At 69.8% G+C, this 20,006-nt stretch carries 15 protein-coding genes; 9 read left to right on the forward strand and 6 right to left on the reverse strand.

Annotated elements, in window-relative coordinates:
* Nucleotides 1-106 precede the first annotated feature (106 nt).
* Together AC07Q9_RS28655 and AC07Q9_RS28660 are read left to right on the forward strand one after the other, a co-directional pair.
* On the forward strand, nt 107-1,279 hold the full coding sequence (locus tag AC07Q9_RS28655; protein WP_495312632.1) for a DUF3108 domain-containing protein: 1,173 nt from the start codon (nt 107-109) through the stop codon (nt 1,277-1,279).
* 109 nt (nt 1,280-1,388) lie between these two features.
* Complete coding sequence (locus tag AC07Q9_RS28660; RefSeq protein ID WP_062478455.1) at nt 1,389-1,670, forward strand: BTH_I0359 family protein; 282 nt, start codon at nt 1,389-1,391, stop codon at nt 1,668-1,670.
* Nucleotides 1,671-1,739: 69 nt separating this feature from the next.
* On the opposite strand, the gene AC07Q9_RS28665 is transcribed toward AC07Q9_RS28660, so the two are convergent.
* On the reverse strand, nt 1,740-2,795 hold the full coding sequence (locus AC07Q9_RS28665) for an AbrB family transcriptional regulator (RefSeq protein WP_495312633.1): 1,056 nt from the start codon (nt 2,793-2,795) through the stop codon (nt 1,740-1,742).
* A 64-nt stretch (nt 2,796-2,859) separates the two neighbouring features.
* Between AC07Q9_RS28665 and AC07Q9_RS28670 the strand changes: the two genes are divergently transcribed.
* Nucleotides 2,860-3,687, forward strand: a complete 828-nt coding sequence (locus AC07Q9_RS28670; protein ID WP_495312634.1) for a ChaN family lipoprotein — start codon at nt 2,860-2,862, stop codon at nt 3,685-3,687.
* A 1-nt stretch (nt 3,688) separates the two neighbouring features.
* Entirely contained in the window at nt 3,689-4,057 is a 369-nt protein-coding gene (locus tag AC07Q9_RS28675; RefSeq protein ID WP_495312635.1) for a VOC family protein, read from the forward strand.
* Nucleotides 4,058-4,076: 19 nt separating this feature from the next.
* Here AC07Q9_RS28675 and aptA read toward each other — a convergent pair whose 3' ends face one another.
* Entirely contained in the window at nt 4,077-5,411 is a 1,335-nt protein-coding gene (gene aptA / locus AC07Q9_RS28680) for an omega-aminotransferase AptA (protein WP_495303027.1), read from the reverse strand.
* 70 nt (nt 5,412-5,481) lie between these two features.
* On the opposite strand from aptA, the gene purU reads away from it, so the two are divergent.
* Together purU and AC07Q9_RS28690 are read left to right on the forward strand one after the other, a co-directional pair.
* Entirely contained in the window at nt 5,482-6,339 is an 858-nt protein-coding gene (purU, locus tag AC07Q9_RS28685) for a formyltetrahydrofolate deformylase (protein WP_495312636.1), read from the forward strand.
* Nucleotides 6,340-6,368: 29 nt separating this feature from the next.
* Nucleotides 6,369-7,610 (forward strand): S1 family peptidase, encoded by a 1,242-nt coding sequence (locus AC07Q9_RS28690; protein ID WP_495312637.1) that lies wholly within the window; start codon nt 6,369-6,371, stop codon nt 7,608-7,610.
* Between the two features lie 9 nt (nt 7,611-7,619).
* On the opposite strand, the gene AC07Q9_RS28695 is transcribed toward AC07Q9_RS28690, so the two are convergent.
* The 4 genes from AC07Q9_RS28695 to AC07Q9_RS28710 form a co-directional block, all read right to left on the reverse strand.
* Nucleotides 7,620-7,994, reverse strand: a complete 375-nt coding sequence (locus AC07Q9_RS28695; protein WP_070063838.1) for a YXWGXW repeat-containing protein — start codon at nt 7,992-7,994, stop codon at nt 7,620-7,622.
* Between the two features lie 112 nt (nt 7,995-8,106).
* A complete protein-coding gene (locus tag AC07Q9_RS28700; protein WP_495312638.1) occupies nt 8,107-9,441 on the reverse strand; it encodes a GDSL-type esterase/lipase family protein in 1,335 nt (444 codons plus the stop codon).
* 65 nt (nt 9,442-9,506) lie between these two features.
* A complete protein-coding gene (locus AC07Q9_RS28705) occupies nt 9,507-12,803 on the reverse strand; it encodes a carboxyl transferase domain-containing protein (RefSeq protein ID WP_495312639.1) in 3,297 nt (1,098 codons plus the stop codon).
* 13 nt (nt 12,804-12,816) lie between these two features.
* Nucleotides 12,817-14,460, reverse strand: a complete 1,644-nt coding sequence (locus tag AC07Q9_RS28710) for an AMP-binding protein (RefSeq protein WP_495312640.1) — start codon at nt 14,458-14,460, stop codon at nt 12,817-12,819.
* 85 nt (nt 14,461-14,545) lie between these two features.
* On the opposite strand from AC07Q9_RS28710, the gene AC07Q9_RS28715 reads away from it, so the two are divergent.
* The 3 genes from AC07Q9_RS28715 (at nt 14,546) to AC07Q9_RS28725 (ending at nt 19,967) form a co-directional block, all read left to right on the forward strand.
* Nucleotides 14,546-15,235, forward strand: coding sequence for a TetR/AcrR family transcriptional regulator (locus tag AC07Q9_RS28715; protein WP_070063835.1), 690 nt, complete (start codon nt 14,546-14,548; stop codon nt 15,233-15,235).
* A gap of 32 nt (nt 15,236-15,267) precedes the next feature.
* Nucleotides 15,268-16,533, forward strand: coding sequence for a branched-chain amino acid ABC transporter substrate-binding protein (locus AC07Q9_RS28720; protein ID WP_495312641.1), 1,266 nt, complete (start codon nt 15,268-15,270; stop codon nt 16,531-16,533).
* 215 nt (nt 16,534-16,748) lie between these two features.
* The gene (locus AC07Q9_RS28725) at nt 16,749-19,967 is read left to right on the forward strand and encodes a bifunctional cytochrome P450/NADPH--P450 reductase (RefSeq protein ID WP_495312642.1); all 3,219 of its coding nucleotides are present in this window, start codon (nt 16,749-16,751) and stop codon (nt 19,965-19,967) included.
* The last annotated feature ends 39 nt before the right edge of the window (nt 19,968-20,006 follow it).

The raw sequence follows: 20,006 nt of genomic DNA on the forward strand, positions 1-20,006 counted from the left end.
AGCAAGAAAAAGGGCGCGGCGCCGCGCCCACTAAACTGGTTGAACGGGCGGCAGTGTACCGAGTGGACTTCGTGAACCTCGGCGCCGCAACCCACTCCACACACCCATGTCGACGCATGTCGCGCCCCCACCGCTGTCCCTCGGCCTGCCCGGGCGCCCGTCCTGGCGCGCGCTCGCGGGGCTGACACTGATGGTGGCGCTGGCGCACCTGCTGCTGCTCGGGCTGGCGCCGATGGCCATCGGGCCGGAGCCCTCGCCGCTGGCCAGCAAGTTCATCACGCGCACGATCGTGATCGCGCCGCCCGCGGCGCAAGCCCCCGCGGCACCGGCCGCCGCGCCGGTCGCGGCCAAGCCGCCGCCACCGGCCAAGCCCCGGCGTCCACGCGAGGCGTCGGTGCCCAAGCCCAAGCCGGCCCCGGCGCACGTGCCGGACGCGCCGGCCCAGACGCCGCCCCCCGACACGCCCGACCAGACCGCGCAGGCCGCTACAGATTCAGGAGCAACCGCCCCCGAAGCGCCGGCCAGCGCCCCGGCCGCCGCCACCGGCACCACGGCCGGTGGCACGCAAGGCGGCACGACCACGGCCGGCAGCGGCGCCTCGGGCACCATCGCCGGCACCCAGGCGCTGCGGATTCCGGGCTCGGTCACGCTCGATTTCGAAGCCACGGGCCAGAAGGGCGCCTCCCCGCAGCGCGGCGTGTTCGGCGAACTGGTCTGGCTGCAGGACGGCACCCGCTACGACGGGCGGCTCACGCTCAAGGCGGTGTTCTTCACCCTGCTGAACTGGCACAGCACCGGCAAGATCGGCCCCTCGGGCCTGGAGCCCGAGCGCTATTCGGAAAGCCGCAAGGCCGAGGTGGCCTCGCATTTCGCGCGCGACCAGGGGCAGATCATCTTCAGCAACAACGCGCCGTCGGTGCCCCTGCAGCCCGGCGCGCAGGACCGCATGAGCGTCATGATGCAGCTGGGCGGCCTGCTGGCGGCCAGCCCGGGGCGCTACCCGGCCGGCACCCGGATCTCGGTCCAGACCGTGGGCGTGCGCGACGCCGAGGTCTGGGTCTTCGAGGTGGGCGACGAGGAGCAGCTGAGCCTCCCCGCCGGCGACTTCACCACGCGCAAGCTCACCCGCACGCCGCGCAAGGATTTCGACCGGAAACTGGAGCTCTGGCTGGCGCCGCAGTACGGCTATCTGCCCGTGCGCATCCGGCAAACCGAGGCAAATGGTGATTTTGCTGACGCCCAATTGCGCAAACCCCTACCCCAGGCGCCCGCCAATTGAGGCAAAAAGGCTCACATATCAACGGCGCGACGACAACTGTTCTTGAAACTGGCGCGTTGATTGCTATCTAACCCCCATGAACGCCATCGACATCCTCACAGGGCCCGCCATGAACATGCTTTACGACTCCGAGTCCTTCGTCGTCGTGCACGTGCAGCCGAACGACGGCGACGAGCCCAGCACGACGCCCAACGGCCCCGTGCTGGAACGCCACGGCTTCGAGATCGTCGACAAGCGATCGGGCAAGGAGGTCTACCTCGACGGCTCCTGGGCCGAACTGTTCCAGCAGCAGATCGCCGCCTGGCAGCTCAACACGCCCACGCAGGAAGAGGTCGAGGACACGCTCGAGGGCTACGCCGAGCTGGCGCACACGCCGGTGCTGGTGCACTGAGCGGCCTGAGCCTCCCGGACGAAACAAGCGCCCTGCGGGGCGCTTTTTCTTTGCCGGTGTGCTGCGCCCTCAGCGCTCGGTCCAGCGGTACATCGGCCCCACGATCAGCAGCACCGCCACCAGCCGGCACACCTGGAAGGCCGTGACCACCGGCACGCCCAGTTGCAGCACCTTGGCCGTGATCGACATCTCGGCGATGCCGCCGGGCGAGGTGCCCAGGATCATCGTGGCCGGGTGCAGCCCGGTCGCCCCGGCCAGCAGCCAGGCCGCGCCGGCGCACAGCACCAGCATGCCGACCGTGCCCAGCGCCACCGAGCCGAGCCAGCGCGGCGCCGTGTGCAGGAACTCGCGGCTGAAGCGCACGCCCAGGCTCACGGCAATCACCAGCTGCGCGGTGTTCGACAGCCAGGTCGGCACCGCCGACAGCGACTGCCCGGCGACCGTGAAGCCCATCGCCACCAGCAGCGGCCCCATGAACCACGGATTGGTGCGGCCCAGCGCCCGCATCACGAGCCCGCCCACACCGGTGGCCAGCACCAGCAGGGCCAGCCCGGCCGGGTTCACCTCGCGCACGCCGGGCGGGTGGATCTCCAGGCCGTGCAGCCCGCTCCACTGCATCGCGAACGGGATCGTCACCGTCACGACCATCAGCCGCAGGCTGTGTGCGGCGGCCACCAGGTCGGTGCGCGCGCCGGCCGATTCGGCCAGCAGCGTCATCTCCGAAGCCCCACCGATGGCGCCTGCGAAGTAAGTCGTGGCTCTCATGGATTTCGCCGGCACATGCGGCATGCGCGCCGCATGCACGCGGTGCAGCCAGCGGCCGAAACCCCAGCCCAGCAGCAGCGCCCAGCCGATGGCCAGCAGGATCGCCCACCACACGCCGGCCACCAGCGTCACCACCTGCGGCGTGAAATACAGGCCCAGCGCGGTGCCGATGACCCACTGCCCCATGTTGCGCAGCGGCGTGTGGCTGGCGGTCGGCAGGCCCGCGATCGAGGCCAGCGACACCGCGAACAGCGGGCCGATCATCCAGGGCAGCGGGGTGTGCAGCGCGACACAGGCGAGTGCGGCGGCCAGCGCCAGCAGCAGCGTGGCCAGCACGCGAAGGGGAAAACGAAAGGACACGGGCAGAGAAAGCAGCGGAAAAGGACGACAGCCCGGTGCAGGGCGCCGGGCATAGTATGGCGGGATGCCTCCTCGCCCTTCCCGTGCTTCCCGGTTCCTCGCGTCCCTGGTCGCCGCCGCCCTGCTCGCCGGCTGCGCCGCGCTGTCCGCCGAGGCGCCCGTCGCGCGCCGCGTGGCGGCCCTGCTGCCGGCCGATGCCCTGCTGCTCGGCGAGCAGCACGACGCCCCCGAACACCACACGCTCGAGCGCGAGACCGTGCAGGCCCTGGCCGAGCGCGGCCAGCTCGCCGCCCTGGCGCTCGAGATGGCCGAAGAAGGCCGCAGCAGCGCCCGCCTGCCCACCGATGCGACCGACGCGCAGGTGCAGGCCGCCCTCGGCTGGAACGACAAGGCCTGGCCCTGGACGCGCTACGGCCCGTCCGTGATGGCCGCCGTGCGCGCCGGCGTGCCGGTGGTCGGCGCCAACCTGCCGCGTGCGCGCATGAAGGACGCAATGGCCGACGTCTCGCTCGACGTGCAGCTCAACGGCGAGGCCTACGCCATGCAGCAGGAGGCCGTGCGCGAGGGCCACTGCAAGCTGCTGCCCGAATCGCAGATCGGCCCGATGACGCGCATCCAGGTCGGTCGCGACCGCGCCATGGCGCAGGCGCTGGTGAAGGCCCGCCAACCCGGCAAGACGGTGGTGTTGATTGCCGGTGCCGGCCACGTCACCAAGGTGCTGGGCGTGCCGCAGCACCTGCCGACCGATGTGTCGGTGAAGACCGTCCACCTGCAGGCCGGTGGTTCGACTGAGGACGACACCGCCGCCTACGACGCCACCTGGCGCACGCCGGCGCTGCCCGAGAAGGACTACTGCGCCGAACTCAGGCAACCGCCCGCCAAGCGGCCCTGAGATGAACCCGGTCTCCTACTTCGAGATCCCGGTCCAGGACATGGAGCGCGCCCTGCGCTTCTACGGTGCGGTCTTCGGCTGCGCCTTCGAGCGCGCGACCGTCCACGGCAACGACATGGCGTTCTTTCCGCATGCCGAAGGTGGTCGCGGTGCGAGCGGCGCCCTGGCCCAGGGCGACAGCTACGTTCCGGGGAAATCCGGCGCACGCCTGTACTTCAGCGTGCCCGACATTCAGGCCACGCTGGCCAAGGCCGTCGAGGCCGGCGGCACCGTGCTGTTCCCGGAAACCGAGGCGGGAAGCTTCGGTTCCGTGGCGGAGATCGAAGACCTGGAAGGCAACTGCATCGCGCTGCACACCGCAGCGCGATGAACCGGCTACCGGCCGCCGTTCAGGCGTGCTTCCTGATCGAATCCGCCAGCGTGTTGACCAGCGTGTCGATGTGCTGCTTCTCCACGATGTAGGGCGGCGCAATCACCAGCACGTCGCCCGCGGCCCGCACCAGCGCGCCCTTGTGGAAGCAGTCGAGGAACACCTCGTACGCCCGCTTGCCCGGTGAGCCGGCAATGGGCGCCAGCTCCACCGCCGCCGCCAAGCCCAGGCTGCGGATGCCGATCACGTTCGGCAGGCCCTTGAAGGTGCTGTGGAAGGCATCGCCCAGCACCTTGCCCATCTCGCCGGCGCGCGCGAACAGGTTTTCTTCCTTGTAGAGATCGAGCGTGGCCACCGCCGCCGCGCAGGCCACCGGGTGGCCCGAGTAGGTGTAGCCGTGGAAGAACTCGACCACGTGCTCGGGCGCGTCGGTCTTCATCATCGCGTCGTAGAGCTTGTCGCGGCAGATCACGCCGCCCAGCGGAATCACGCCGTTGGTCACGCACTTGGCGAAGTTCAGCATGTCGGGCACGACGCCGAAGAAGTCGGACGCGAAGTTGGTGCCCATGCGCCCGAAGCCGGTGATCACCTCGTCGAAGATCAGCAGGATGCCGTGCTTGTCGCAGATCTCGCGCAGGCGCTTCAGGTAGCCCTGCGGCCCCAAGTACCAGCCGGCCGAACCGGCCACCGGCTCCACGATGATCGCGGCGATGTTGCTCGGGTCGTGCAGCGGCAGGATGCGCGTCTCGAGCTCGACCAGCGGGTCTTCGGCCCACACCGGCTCCTGGTTGTGGATGTAGGCATGGTTCACCGGGTCGTGAATGAAGCGCATGTGGTCCACGCGCGGCAGGAAGGCCGAGCCGAACACCTTGCGGTTGCCCGGAATGCCGCCCACCGACATGCCGCCGAAGCCCACGCCGTGGTAGCCCTTCTCGCGGCCGATGAACACGTTGCGGTGGCCTTCGCCGCGCGCGCGGTGGTAGGCCAGCGCCACCTTCATCGAGGTGTCGGCGGCCTCGGAGCCCGAGTTGCAGAACAGCACCTTGTTCAGGTCGCCCGGGGCCAGCGCGGCGATCATCTCGGCCGCCTTGAAGGCCTTGTCGTTGCTGACCTGGAAGGCGGTGGCGTAGTCCAGCGTGTCCAGCTGCTTCTTGATCGCCTCGTTGATCGGCTTGCGGTTGTGGCCCGCGCCCACGCACCACAGCGAGGAGATGCCGTCGACCACCTTCTTGCCGTCGTGCGTGGTGAACGTCATGCCGTCGGCCGCCACGAACACCCGCGGGTCCTTCTTGAAATGGCGGTTGGGCGTGAAGGGCAACCACTGGTTGTCCATGTTGAAGTCCTGGAAGGCCATGTCTCGCTCCTGCGGTTATGTATGGAGGGAAAATCGCGATTCTGGCACCCCTGCCACAATCCTGCCCCTGATGACGACCACTACGCCTGCCTACATCCTGAACCTCTCCTGTCCCGACCGGACGGGCATCGTGCACGCCGTGTCGGGCTTCCTGCTCGAGCGCGGCGCCAACATCGAAGAGGCCGCCCAATACAACGACCACGGCACCGGCCTGTTCTTCATGCGCGTGCGCTTCGCCTGCGCTGACCACAGCGAAGCCGTGCTGCGCGAGGAGCTGAAGGCCTTCGCCACCGGCTTCGGCATGAGCCTGCAGCTGCACGCCGCCGCCGATCCGATGAAGACCGTGATCCTGGTCAGCAAGGAAGGCCACTGCCTGAACGACCTGCTGTTCCGCTGGAAGAGCGGCCTGCTGTCGATCGACGTGCGCGCCATCATCTCGAACCACCGCGACTTCTACCAGCTGGCCGCCAGCTACAACGTGCCCTTCCACCACATCCCGGTGACGGCCGCGACCAAGGCGCAGGCCGAGGCGAAGCAGCTGGAGATCATCGAGGCCGAAGGCGCCGAACTCGTGGTGCTCGCGCGCTACATGCAGATCCTGAGCAACGACCTGTGCAAGAGCCTGGCCGGCCGCGCGATCAACATCCACCACTCGTTCCTGCCCAGCTTCAAGGGCGCCAAGCCCTACTACCAGGCGCACGACCGCGGCGTGAAGCTGATCGGCGCCACCGCCCACTACGTGACGGCCGACCTGGACGAAGGCCCGATCATCGAGCAGGACGTGGCCCGCGCCGACCACACCGACACGGTCGAAGACCTCACGGCCCGCGGCCGCGACACCGAAAGCCAGGTGCTGGCCCGCGCCGTGAAGTGGCACAGCGAGCACCGCGTGCTGCTGAACGGCCACCGCACGGTCGTGTTCCGCTAACCCTCAACCCTCCTCACCGCCGCTCCCAGATGCGCCTGCAGCTTCCGCTTTTCGCCCTCGCTGCCGCTCTGGCAGCGCCCGCCACCTTCGCCCAGGACGCACGCGCCGGCGGCGCCCCGCTGGCGCCCGACGCGCTGTTCGCGCGCGTCTCGCCCAGCGTCTGGGTGGTGCAGGCCAGCGACGCCCAGGGCAAGGTCCTGGCCACCGGCAGCGCGGTCGCCACCGGCCCGGGCACGGCCGTCACCAGCTGCAAGCTGCTGGCCAAGGCCAGCGCCGTGGCGCTGCGCCGCGACAACGTGAGCTACGGCGCCGCGCTGGAGCACCCGGACGTCGAACGTGACCTGTGCCAGCTGCGCATCGCGAACCTCGTGTCGCCGACCCTGGGCGTCGTGCCCGCGGGCGCGCTGCAGGTCGGGATGCCGCTGTACGTCATCGGCGCGCCACGCGGGCGCGAACTGACGCTCGGCATTTCCATGCTGGGCGGCGTGCGCCGCAACGCCGCGGGCGCACTCGAGTCGCTGCAGTTGGCCACGCCGACCGAGGCAGGCCTGGCCGGTGCCGGCCTGTTCGATGCGCAAGGTCGCCTGGTGGGACTCGTCGCGGGCTCGGTCCCGGCAACCCTCGCCATGCCGGCCGCGTGGATCGCAGAGCTGCCGACGCGCGGCCAACGCGCCATCGAGCGCCTCGCCGCCCAGCCGGCTCCGCCGTCGCTGCAGCGCCCGAGCCTCGTGGAGTACCAGCTGCACGACCGGCTCACCAACACGCACCGCAAGGTGATCTACCGCGCGGACACGGCCACCACCACCGACGATCGCCTCAGTTTCAACAACGGCGGTTGGATCGAGAAGCCGGGCGGCGAGGTGATCGGCGTCACGACGGCCGTGGCCGGCGAGTTCGACAGCGTCATGCCGCCGGGCGGTTGGGCCCGGCCGAGCCTGGAGCCCGATGCGGCCTGGGCCTCCGAGTACGACACCACCATGGGCGGCACGCGGATCAAGATGGACCTGCGCGCCAGCGTGGTGGACGACGCCGCCACGCTGCCGTTCGACGGCCGCGAGCTCAAGGTGGTGAAGATCGACTACCGCGGCCACACCCAGCGCTTCGCGAACGCGGGCGCCTGGAGTGGCAACCAGTACGGGACCTACCGCGCCAGCGTGTGGTTCTCGCCGGAGCTGGGCCGCGTCGTCCGCTTCGAAGTGCAGACGCGCGGCGGTGCGAGCGGCGGCGCGTTCCAGGTCAGCGAAGTGCTCGAGCTGGTGAGCATCCGCTAGCTCTATCGATCAATTGCGGTACGGGTTGTCCGGACGCCGGTCCTGGCGGTTCGGCACGCCGTCGCCGTCGCGGTCCCAGCGGCCACGGTTGTATTCCCAGCGGCCATTGTTCTCGCGCCATTCCGGCGCGCGGTAGGCATAGCCCGGGCGGGCACGCACGTACATGCCGCGCACCCACACATGGCGACCGCCACGCCACTCATAGTGACCCGGCGACCACACGTAGCCGCGACGCGGCGGCGGCATGCGCTCGTAGCGCGGCGGGGGCGGCGGCCCCTGGATGGTGATCACCGCCTGCGCCTGCGCGGCCGTGGGAACGGTCAGGGCGCCCACCGACAGCAGCGAAGCGGCACCGATGGAAAGAGCGACTGCGAGTGTTTTCATGAGAAAGCCCTCATGTTGTTGGAGGAGCCTTCATGCTGCCGGGACCGTGTGAAGCGCCTGTAAGCGCCGCGCGAAATCTTGTGTAGAGCTGTTTCCCTGCGGCAGACGCGCTTTATTCCTGCAGCTCGCGCAGGTCGATGGCCGCGGCCATGGCCGCGTGGCCGGCGCGGTTGGGATGCAGGTGATCGCCGCTGTCGAATGTCGGATTCAGCTGACGCGGCGCAGCGGGGTCGCGCAGCACGGCATCGAAGTCGATCACGCCGCCCACGTCCTGGCGGCTGCGCACCCAGCGGTTCACGGCCTCGCGCATGGCCTCGTTGGCGTCGGTGCCGTAGAGCGTGTTGCCGAAGGGCGGCACGGTGCCCAGCAGCACCTTCACGCCCTTGGCGCGCGCCTGCTTGACGAGCTGCCCCAGGCCCTCGGTGATGCGCTCGGCCGTGGGCACGTCGTGCGGCGGCACCTTCAGGCCGGGAATGCCCGCGAAGATGGCGCGGCCGATGTCGTTGGTGCCCAGCAGCACGATGACGTGCGTCACGCCGCTCTGGCCCAACGCGTCGCGCGCGAAGCGCGACAGGCCGTCGGGACCGATGCCGTCCACCAGCAGCCGGTTGCCGCCGATGCCGGCGTTGATCACCGACACCGCATGCGCGGCCTGCGGGCTGTCGCGCAGCCGCGTGGCGAGCATGTCGGGATAGGCGCCATCGCCCGACTCGCCGCCGCCCGCGGTGATCGAATCGCCGAACGCCACCACGGTGCGCACGGGCTTCGTGGTGAGCACGTCGAGCCCGGTCACGATGTGGCTCATCGGCAGCGTCGTCGCCTTCGACAGCCGGGGCGACGCCACGGCGTTGCCATGGGCCAGCCAGCCCGTGTCGGTGGACAGCAGGTACATCGTGGCGAAGGGGGTCGCGCGGTCGAGAAAGAGGCTCACGGCCACGGCCTGGCCGGCCGCGACGCTCAGCGCCACGCCGTCGCTCCATGCTTCCGCGCCCGGCGCCACGGTGACGCTGGCGCGGCCGCCGAAACGCAGCGTGCGCAACGAGGCCGGCGAGACGGCATCGCCGCCCGTGCCCAGCGCCACGGTGGCGGCGGCGATGCGCAGCGGCGCCTTGCCGAAGCGGTTGGACACGCGCACGCGGATGCGCTCGCCGTCGAGCGTGGGGCGCATCATCTGGCGCAGCGTCTGGCCGCGGAAGATGTGGTTGCCTGGCCCGCCGATGGCGTTCGTGGCGGGGTTCGCGTCCAGCTCGGCGAAATCGAGCGGCGCCACGGCCCAGCTCGCCACCCAGCGGGCCTCGGCCGGCTGGCGCGCGGGCGGCTCGACCTTCTCGGCCCACACCGCCTGCATGCCCACGAGCAGCACCGCCAGGCCGAGGACGGCCAGCCAGTGTGCGGGGGAGACAGCGGCATCGCGCAGACGCGCGCGCCAGCGGGCGGAAGGGTTCATGCGTGCAAAGCGGCCCAGTGTACGGAGCCGCCTTGCCCGCGCAGGTGACGAGGTCTAAGCCTGCGTTACCAAGTGTCGACGTAGGCCGAGACCGCCTCGGCCGGCCGCGTGGCCGACGCCAGACCGCGCACCAGCCAGCTGCGTGTGTCGGCCGGGTCGATCACGGCATCGATCTCCAGCGTCTGCGCCATGTGGATCGCCTCGCCGTTCGCGTACTGCTGCGCCACCAGCTGCTTGAAGAGCGCGTCGCGCTCGGCGCCCTCGGGCACGGCCGCGAGTTCCTTGCGAAAGCCCAGCCGCACCGCGCCTTCGAGGCCCATCGCGCCGAACTCGCCGGTGGGCCAGGCCACGGTGAACACGGGCGCATCGAAGCCACCGGCGGTCATGGCCTGCGCGCCCAGGCCGTAGCCCTTGCGCAGCACCACCGCGAAGAAAGGCACGCGCAGATGCGAGGCCACCATGAACATGCGGCACACGTGGCGCACCTGCGCCTGCGCCTCGACCTCGGGCCCGACCATGAAGCCGGGCGTGTCGCACAACGACACGATCGGTAACCCGTGGGCATTGCACAGTTGCATGAAGCGAGCGGATTTGTCGGCCGCCTCCACGTCGATCGCGCCGCCCAGGTGGTGCGGGTTGTTCGCCATGAGACCGACCGGCTTGCCCTCGATGCGCGCCAGCGCCGTGACGATGCCCGCGCCGAAGCCCGCGCGCAGTTCGAGCAGCGAGCCGGTGTCGGCCACGCCGCGCATCGCAGCGCGCACGTCGTACACGCGCAGCCGGTTCTCGGGCACCACGTGGCGCAGCGTGCGCGGATCGGCGCACTGCCAGTCGGTGGTTGCCCCCTGGAAGTAGGAGAGGTACTGCTTGGCCGCAGCGACTGCCGCAGCTTCGTCTTCCACCAGGATGTCGATCACGCCGTTGCGCGACTGCACGCTGCTCGGCCCGATCTGCTCGGGCGCGAAGGTGCCCAGGCCACCGCCTTCGATCATCGCGGGGCCGCTCATGCCGATGTTGCTGCCCTGGGTGGCAATGATCACGTCGGCGCAGCCCAGCAGCGCCGCGTTGCCCGCGAAGCAGCGCCCGTGCACGATGCCGACCACCGGCACCTTGCCCGACAGCGCCGCGAACTGGCTGAAGGTGTGGTTGTTCAGGCCCGCGACGATCGGCATGTCGGTGTCGCCCGGCCGCCCGCCCCCGCCCTCGGCGAACAGCACCACCGGCAGCTTGAGCTGGTGCGCCACCGCGAGCAGCCGGTCGGTCTTGTGGTGGTTGCGCATGCCCTGCGTGCCTGCCAGCACGGTGTAGTCGTACGCGAGCACGGCGCAGCGCGACTTCTCGGGCCCGAACTGCTTCGCGTTGACGCTGCCCAGCCCGGTCACCATGCCGTCGGCCGGCGTGTTGGCGATGAGGTCTTCGAGCGTGCGGCGGCGCGTCTGCGCGGCGATGGCGAGCGCGCCGTACTCGATGAAGTTGCCCGGGTCGCCTGCCATGTCGCACAGGTCGGCGATGTTCTCGCGCGCGGTGCGCCCGCCCTGCGCATGCCGCTTGTCGACGGCCGCCTTGCGGTTGGCATCGAGCGTGGGCGCATGGCGGTCGATGACCTTCTGCAGGTCGGGGCGGATCGCGTCGAGGTCGTGCGCGACGCGCGCCTGCGCCTCGACGCCCTGCGCATCGACGGCCTCCAGCCGCACCAGCGACTGGCCTTCGACGAGGTAGTCGCCGGGCGCGGCCAGCAGCGCCAGCACGCGGCCGGCCACGGGCGCGTGCAGCAGGTGCTCCATCTTCATGGCCTCGAGCACGCCCAGCTGCGCGCCGGCGGGCAGCACGTCGCCCACCGCGACCTCGAACTGCACCAGCTTCGCGGGCATCGGCGCCTTGACGGTGAGGCCGTCGTCGTCTTCTTCGTCCGGTGCCGGTGCGCTCACGGCGGCGGGCGCGGTGACCTTCTTCGTGTGCTTTTCAAATGCCTTCGCGTCGGCGAGCAGATCGCCCAGGTGCGCTTCCACGAAGCGCGTGTGCACCGCCTGCGTCGCGAACTCGGGCCGCGCGGCAATGGCGCACAGCAGCGGCAGGTTGGTGGCGATGCCGTCGATGTGGCATTCGTCGAGCGCGCGCAGCGAGCGGCGCAGCGCGTCCGCAAAACGCGGCGACGGCGAATGCACGATGAGCTTGGCCAGCAGCGTGTCGTAGTGCGGCGAAGGCGCCAGGCCGGCGTAGCCGTGCGTGTCGACGCGCACGCCGGGGCCGGCGGGCAGGTCGAAGCGCGCGAGCTTGCCGCCCGCGGGGCGTGCGTTGCCCTGCGCATCGAGCGTCTCGGCGTTGATGCGCCACTGCACCGCGAAGCCGCGCTGCGGCGCCGTGCAGCCGGCCTCCACGCCGAGCGCGTCCAGCGTGTCGCCCGACGCGACGGCGATCTGCAGCTGCACGAGGTCCAGCCCCGTCACCGCTTCGGTCACTGTGTGCTCGACCTGCAGGCGCGGGTTCGCCTCGATGAAGACGAAAGGCAGGGTCGTCGACGCGGCATCGACCAGGAATTCGAAGGTGCCGAGGCCGCGATAGCCCACGGCCTTGGCCATGCGCAGCGCGGCCTGCGTGACCTGCGCGCGCAGCGGCTCGGGCAGCGAGGGGCTCGGAGCGATTTCGACCAGCTTCTGGAAGCGGCGCTGCAGCGTGCACTCGCGCTCGCCGAGGCTGGCCACGGCGCTGCCGTCGCCGAGCACCTGCACCTCGATGTGCCGCGCGTTGCGCATCAGGCGCTCGACGTACACGCCCTCGATGCCGAACGCCGCCTTCGCTTCGGACATGCAGCGCGCGTGCGCCTCGGGCAGCTCGTCGGCGTTCAGCACGGCGCGCATGCCGCGCCCGCCGCCGCCGCCGATGGCCTTGACCATCACGCCTGCGCCCTGCGCGTGCTGCTCGGCGAAGAAGGCCTGGGCCTGCGCGAGCGTCACCGCGCCCGCGCTGCCGGGCATCACGGGCACGTCGCACTGCGCGGCCAGTTCGCGGGCACGGGCCTTGTCGCCGAACAGGCCCAGCTGCTCCGGCGTGGGGCCGATGAAGACCAGGCCCGCGTCGGCGCAGGCCTGTGCGAAGTCGGCGCGCTCGCTGAGGAAGCCGTAGCCGGGATGCACCGCATCGCAGCCTTGCGCCTTCGCCACCGCGATCAACGCGGCCACGTCGAGGTAGGCCGAAGGGCCGGTCGCGTCGAGCGCCACCGCCACGTCGGCCAGCTGGACATGGAGCGCGGCGGCATCGTCGCGCGCATGCACCGCCACGCTGGCGATGCCCAGGTCGCGCAGCGCGCGCACCAGGCGCACGGCGATCTCGCCGCGGTTGGCAATCAGAACTTTGGAAAACACGCGAGGAAGCCTTTCAGGTCTTGTCTTTGAGCAGGCGGCGCAGCACCTTGCCCGCGCCCGTGGTGGGCAATGCATCGATGAAGCTCACGGCGCGCGGCGCCTTGTAGCTCGCCATGTTCTCGCGCGCCCAGGCCACGAGCGCGTCCGCCTCGAGCGCAGCGCCGGGCTTGCGCACGATGAAGGCCTTCACGACCTCGCCCTTCTCGGGGTCGGGCTGCGCGATGACGGCCGCCTGCGCCACCGCCGGGTGCTTGATGAGGATGGTCTCGACCTCTTCGGGGAACACGCTGTAGCCCGAGACCTTGATCATTTCCTTGAAGCGGCCGATGAAGGTGAGGTAGCCGTCGGCGTCGAGCTTGCCCATGTCGCCCGTGTGCACCCAGCCGTTGCGCAGGGTGGCGGCCGTGGCCTCGGGCTTGTTCCAGTAGCCCTTGAACGAGCCGGCGCTGGTGAGCACGATCTCGCCGACCTCGCCCGTGGGCATGTCGGCCTGCGTCTCGGTGTCGATGATGCGGATGGTCACGCCCGGCACCGGTACGCCCTGCGTGCCCCAGCGCGGCGCCACGTGCGGCGTGTAGGTGTCGCAGGTGTGGGTTTCGCTCAGGCCGTAGGCGGCCTCGAACGAGCTGCAGTGGTTGGCGTGCGAGCGCCACTGCGCGGCCAGCGGCTCGGTGAAGGCGATGCCGAAGCTGGTCACCGGGTTCATCTTCAGGCTCGACAGGTCGAAGCGAGCGATGTCGGGCACCTGCATGCAGGCCACGTTCATCGGCGCGATGCTGTACCACCAGCTCACCTTGCAGGCGGCAATGGCCTGCAGCACGGCGCGCGGATCGAAGCGGTGCATCAGCACCGAGGCCGCGCCGCTGAGCACGGGCACGTTGACGCCCATGAGCATGCCGGCGATGTGGTACAGCGGCGCGATCGACAGCAGCACGTCGCTCGGCCCCACGCCGTTGCAGTCGGCCGCGGCGCGCGTCTTGAAGAGCGCATTGCCGTAGCTGAGCATCGCGCCCTTGGGCAGCCCGGTGGTGCCCGAGGTGTAGGTCATGAGCGCGATGTCGTCCATGTCGATGGCGACGGGCTGCGGCGTGGCGCCGCTGCGCATCACGGCAAGGAAGTCTTCGCAGCCTTCGGGCACGGTGCGTTCGGCCGTGCGCTCGGCGGACAGTTCGGCCGGCAGGTCGAGCGTGGGCTCGGCGGGCAGCAGGTCGGCGTAGTGCACCACGAACACATGCGCCAGTGCGCTCTCGGCCTGCACCTTGCGCACCACCGGCACGAGCGGCGCGGCCGCGACGATCACGCGCGCCTTCAGGTCGTTGACCTGGTAGGCCAGCTCGTGCTCCTTGTTGAGCGGTCCGCTCGGGCAGACGATGGCGCCGATCTTCTGGATGCCGAAGTGCGCCACCAGGTACTGCGGGCAGTTGTTGAGGAACAGCACCACGGGTTCGCCCTTGGCCACGCCCAGGGCCTGCAGGCGCGCGGCGAAGGCGTCGCTCGCGCGGTCGAGCTCGGCCCAGCTCAGGGCCTGGCCATACCAGAGGCAGGCGGTGGCGTCGCCGCGCGTGCGTGCGTGGTCGCGCAGGTAGGCGTGCAAGGGCTGCTGCACGCGCGGCGGCAGCTCCTTCAAGCGTTGCGGGGTGGCGGGCGTTGTCTCCATGGCGTCACTTTCTCAGGGTTATCGATAGCCGCCTGCGCATGGCCGGCGCTTGCCAATGCGGCATGGTGCACGAACAATCCTACCCATGGGTATAACTTCCGCGACACCGAACAAACCCTCTGCCACGCACACGGCGCTGGCGGCGCAGCCGCACCTGCCGCAGGGCACGGGCCGCCAGCGCGCGGCCACGCAGGGCACCGACCTGCAGCGCGAGCGCATCCTGCAGGCGGCGGCGCAGCTGTTTGCCGCGCAGGGCTACGCCAACACGACCATGGCGCAGATCGTGCGCGAGCTGGGCGTGACCAAGCCCTTCGTGTACTACTACTTCCGCGACAAGCAGGAGATCTTCGAGACGCTGTCGTGGCGCCCCGCGGTCGACTGCTTCACCGCGCTCGACTTCGCCGCCGCCGACCCGCGCCGCGCGAGCGAGAAGGTGATGGAAGGCATCGAGCGGCTGATCCGCGCCACCATCTCGCACCACCCGGTGGCCTTCTTCGCCTACCGCGAGCCGCAGGTGTACCGCCCCGAATACCTCGAAGCGCAGAAGAAGCTCGCGCACCACTTCTACGACCTGCTGTGCCCGCTGCTCGAAGAAGCCCGGCGCGACGGCGACCTCGACTTCGACGAGACCAAGATCACCGCGCTCGCGGCCTGCAGCCTGCCAGGCTTTCTCTACAGCTGGTACCGCCCCGGCGGGCGCCTCTCGCCCGACGAGGTGGTGGCGCAGCTCACGAAGCTGGCCAGCCGCGTGATCGGGCTGCGCGCGACGCACTGATTCCGTCTTTCACACACCCTCCGGAGACACCCATGAAGCTCACGCATGCGCCCCTGGCGCGGATCGCCCTTGCCTCCTTGTTTGCCATCGCCGGCACCGCGGTACAGGCGCAGGCCCCGCAGCCGACCTACAAGATCGCCTACATCGATCCGCTGTCGGGGCCGTTCGCCAACGTGGGCGAGCTGATGCTCATGCACACGCAGTACGCCATCGAGGACATCAACGCCAAGGGCGGCGTGCTCGGCGGCATGAAGCTGCAGCTGCTGCAGTTCGACAGCAAGCTCTCGGCGCAGGAAAGCCAGAGCGCGCTGCAGGCAGCGATCGACCAGGGCGCCAGGGCGATCGTCACGGGCGGCTCGGGCTCGTCGGTGGTGACGGCGCTGGTGCTGGCCGTGGCGCGCTGGAACCAGCGCAACCCGGGCAAGGAGCTGATCGTGCTGAACCACTCCTCGATCGACCCCGAGATGACCGGCAAGGGCTGCAGCTTCTGGCACTTCCAGACCGAGGCCAACACGGCGATGAAGATGAAGGCGCTGGCCAACTACATCAAGAAGACGCCGGACGTGAAGAAGGTCTACCTGCTCAACCAGGACTATGCCCACGGCAAGCAGTGGGCCAGCTACGGCCGCCAGCTGGTGGGCCTGGCGCGCCCCGACATCCAGTTCGTCGGCGAGACGCTGCACCCCATCGGCCGCGTGAAGGACTTCGCGCCCTACATCGCCAACATCAAGCAAAGCGGCGCCGACTCGGTCATCACCGGCAACTGGGGCCAGGACATGACGCTGCTGCAGAAGGCCGCGGGCGACGCGGGCTACAACCTGCGCTACTTCAACCACAGCGCGGGCTCGGTGCCGGGCACCGTCACCGCCGTGTCGCAGGCCAAGACGGGGCAGCTCACCTGGGTGGCCGAATGGCACCCGGGCCAGGCCGACACGCCGAAGGTCGACGCGCTGGCCAAGGCCTACAAGGCCAAGACGGGCAAGGACTTCCTCGCGCCGCGCATCGACCTGACGCCGCGCCTGCTGGCCGCCGCCATCGCCAAGGCCGGCAGCGCCGACACGGTGAAGGTCGCGCGCGCCCTCGAAGACCTGAGCTTCGACTCGGTGGTGGGCCCGGTGCGCATGCGCGGCGAAGACCATCAGCTGCTGCTGCCGCAGGTGGTGAACACCATCGCGCCGGTGGACGGCAAGGCGGTGAAGACGGGCTGGGAAGGCACCAACTACGGCTTCCGCACCGATGCGGTCTATACCGGGAACGAGCTGGCGCAAGGCACCGACTGCAAGATGGTCCGGCCCTGATGGAATGCTTTCGGGGGATGTGCCCGGGCCACCGGTCTGGGGCACGCTGCCAGGCCGTGGCCGCACTGTGAATGGCGATCACGCTGACTCTGTGAACGGCCCCGTCGCCTCCTAAGGGAAACCCCGTCCTGCCCACCCCCCGTGCCATCGGGATACTCCGGTTTCGCATCCCGGACATCCGAAGCGGGTCCCTACGTAGGCACAAGAAGGCACACATGGCAGGAAAGAACTCGCTCCATCCGATCCCCCATCCGGCGAAGAAACCCTTCGTCGGCAATCTGCTGTCCATCGGCTCCGACTCGCCGGTGCTCGACATGTGGAAGATCGCGCAGGACCTCGGCGGCATCTACTGGCTCGACATGCCGGGCATGCCGGTGATCGTGGTGTCGTCGCCCGCGCTGGTCGACGAGCTGTGCGAAGAGCCGCGCTTCGACAAGAGCACGCGCGGCGCACTGCGCCGGCTGCGCGCCGCGTCGCACGGCCTGTTCACCTCCGACACGCACGAGGAGACGTGGTCGAAGCCGCACAACATCCTGCTGGCCAACTTCAGCCAGCGCGCGATGCAGGCCTACCACCCGATGATGCTGGACATCGCGGGGCAGCTGGTCACCAAGTGGGAGCGCCTGAATTTCGACGAAGAGGTGGACGTGGTGCGCGACATGACCGCGCTCACGCTGGACACCATCGGCCTGTGCGGCTTCGGCTACCGCTTCAACTCGTTCTACCGCGAGGGCTTCCATCCTTTCGTCGATGCGATGGTGCGCACGCTGGAGACGGTGCAGAACCGGCGCGGCATTCCGCTCGAGGAGCTGATGCTCAAGAAGGAGCTGGCGCAGCAGCGCAAGGACATCCGCTACATGCACAAGATGGTGGAAGACATCATCGAGGAGCGGCGCGCCAGCGGCGCCGACATCGCCACCAAGCCCGACCTGCTGAGCTACATGATCGCGGGCGTGGACAAGAAGAGCGGCGAGAAGCTCACCGACAAGATGATCCGCGACGAGTGCATCGAATTCCTCATCGCAGGCCACGAGACCACCAGCGGCCTGCTCTCGTTCGCCATCTACTTCCTGCTGAACAACCCCGAGGCCATGGCCAAGGCGCAGGCCGAGGTCGACAGCGTGTTCGGCGGCGACACCACGCAAAAGCCCACCTACGCGCAGGTCAACCGCCTGCAGTACGTGATGCAGGTGCTGAAGGAGTCGCTGCGCCTGTACCCGACCGCGCCCGCGATCTCGATGCGCGCGAAGGAAGACACGAAGATCGGCGGCCAGTACACGATCAAGAAGAACAACATGGTCATCATGCATGCGCTGGCGCTGCACCGTGACAAGGGCATCTGGGGCGAGGACGCCGACCAGTTCAACCCCGACCACTTCAGCCGCGAGGCCGAGCGCGAGCGACCGGTGAACGCCTTCAAGCCCTTCGGCAACGGCCAGCGCGCCTGCATCGGGCGGCAGTTCGCCCTGCAGGAGGCGGTGCTCACGCTGGGCATGATCCTGCAGCGCTTCAACCTCGTCGATCACACGGGCTACAAGCTCAAGATCAAGGAAGCGCTGACGATCAAGCCCGAGAACTTCAAGATCAAGGCGCTGCTGCGCGACCCGGCCTCGCGCCCGCGCGGCAACGCAGAGGCGACGGCCGCGCCCGCCACGCCGACGAAGCCCGCCGCGCGCAAGTCGCAGGCGGCGCGCCACGGCACCTCGCTGCTGGTGCTGCAGGGCTCCAACCTCGGCACCGCCGAAGACCTGGCGCGCCAGCTGGCCGAGGCCGGCGAGCTGCGCGGCTTCTCGACCCAGCTGGCCTCGCTCGACGACTACGCCGAGCGGCTGCCGGCCAGCGGCGCGGTGGCCATCGTCTGCGCCTCGTACAACGGCGTGGCGCCCGACAACGCAGCGGAGTTCCACCGCTGGCTCGACAAGGCCGACGATTCGCTCAACGGCGTGCGCTTCAGCGTCTTCGGCTGCGGCAACACCGACTGGGCCGCCACCTACCAGGCGGTGCCGCGCCGCATCGACGAGCGGCTCGAAGCCTTGGGCGCCGACCGCGTGCACGAGCGCGGCGAAGGCGATGCGCGCGAGGACATGGACGGCGCCTTCCAGGACTGGAGCGACGCGCTGTGGCCCGCGCTGGTGAAGACCTTCGACATCAAGAACGGCGCCGACACGCCGGCCGAGGCCGAGCCGCTGTACACGCTCGAAGAGCTGCCGCCGCCGCAGAAGAACGCACTGGTCGATGCGCTGGGCGCGGTGCCGTTGCGCGTGATCGAGAACCGCGAACTGCAAAGCGCCGGCGCCAACGGCGAGGCCGGACGCTCCACGCGCCACGTCGAGCTGATGCTGCCCGAGGGCGTGAACTACGTGCCCGGCGACCACCTGAGCGTGGTGCCGCGCAACAGCCCGGCGCAGGTCGAGCGCGCGATGGCGCGCTTCGGCTTCGACCGCTCGGCGCACGTGCGCCTGTCGGCCGTGCCGGGCCGCAAGGCGGCGCTGCCGGTGGACCAGGTCATCGCGGTCGATCGCCTGCTGGGCGACTACGTCGAGCTGCAGGACGTGGCCACGCGCAAGCAGATCGCCACGCTGGCGGCGCACACCGAGTGCCCGTTCACCAAGCCGAAGCTGCAGGCGCTGTCGGGCAGCGACGAGGCCTCGCAGGCCGCGTACAAGGCCGAGGTGCTGCACAAGCGCAAGTCGCTGCTGGAGCTGCTCGAAGAGCACCGCGCCTGCCAGGTGCCGTTCTCGGTGTTCCTGGAAATGCTGTCGCCGCTGTCGCCGCGCTACTACTCGATCTCCTCGTCGCCGACGATGACGCCGGGGCGCTGCAGCGTGACAGTGGGCGTGGTGAGCGCGCCCGCACTGTCGGGCAACGGCACCTTCGAAGGCGTGTGCTCCAACTTCCTGGCGCGCGCCGAGGCCGGCGACACGGTGCACGGCGTGATCCGCGAGACCACGGCCGAGGGCTTCCGCCTGCCGGAGGACGCGAACCGGCCGCTCATCATGATCGGCCCGGGCACCGGCCTGGCGCCGTTCCGCGGCTTCCTGCAGGCGCGCGCCGCGCAGGTCGAACGCGGCGACGCGCTGGGCGAGGCGATGCTGTTCTTCGGCTGCCGCCATCCCGAGCAGGACTTCATCTACGCCGAAGAGCTGCAGGCCTGGTCGCACCGCGGCCTGATGAAGCTGCACACGGCCTTCTCGCGCGCCGGCGACCGCAAGGTCTACGTGCAGGACCTGATCCGTGAACAGGGCGCGGCCGTGTGGAAGCTGCTCGAAGCGGGCGCCGTGGTGTACGTGTGCGGCGACGGCTCGCGCATGGAGCCCGACGTGCGTCGCACGCTCAGCGACCTTGCGCGCGAGCACGGGCAGGACAGCGCGGCGTGGATGGACCAGATGATTGCCGAGCAGCGCTATGTGCTCGACGTGTGGGCCGGGGCCTGAAGAACCAAGCCTGGAGCCCCAAAGAAAAAGACCGGCATT

It is taken from the genome of Variovorax sp. GW821-FHT09A10, assembly GCF_059418385.1.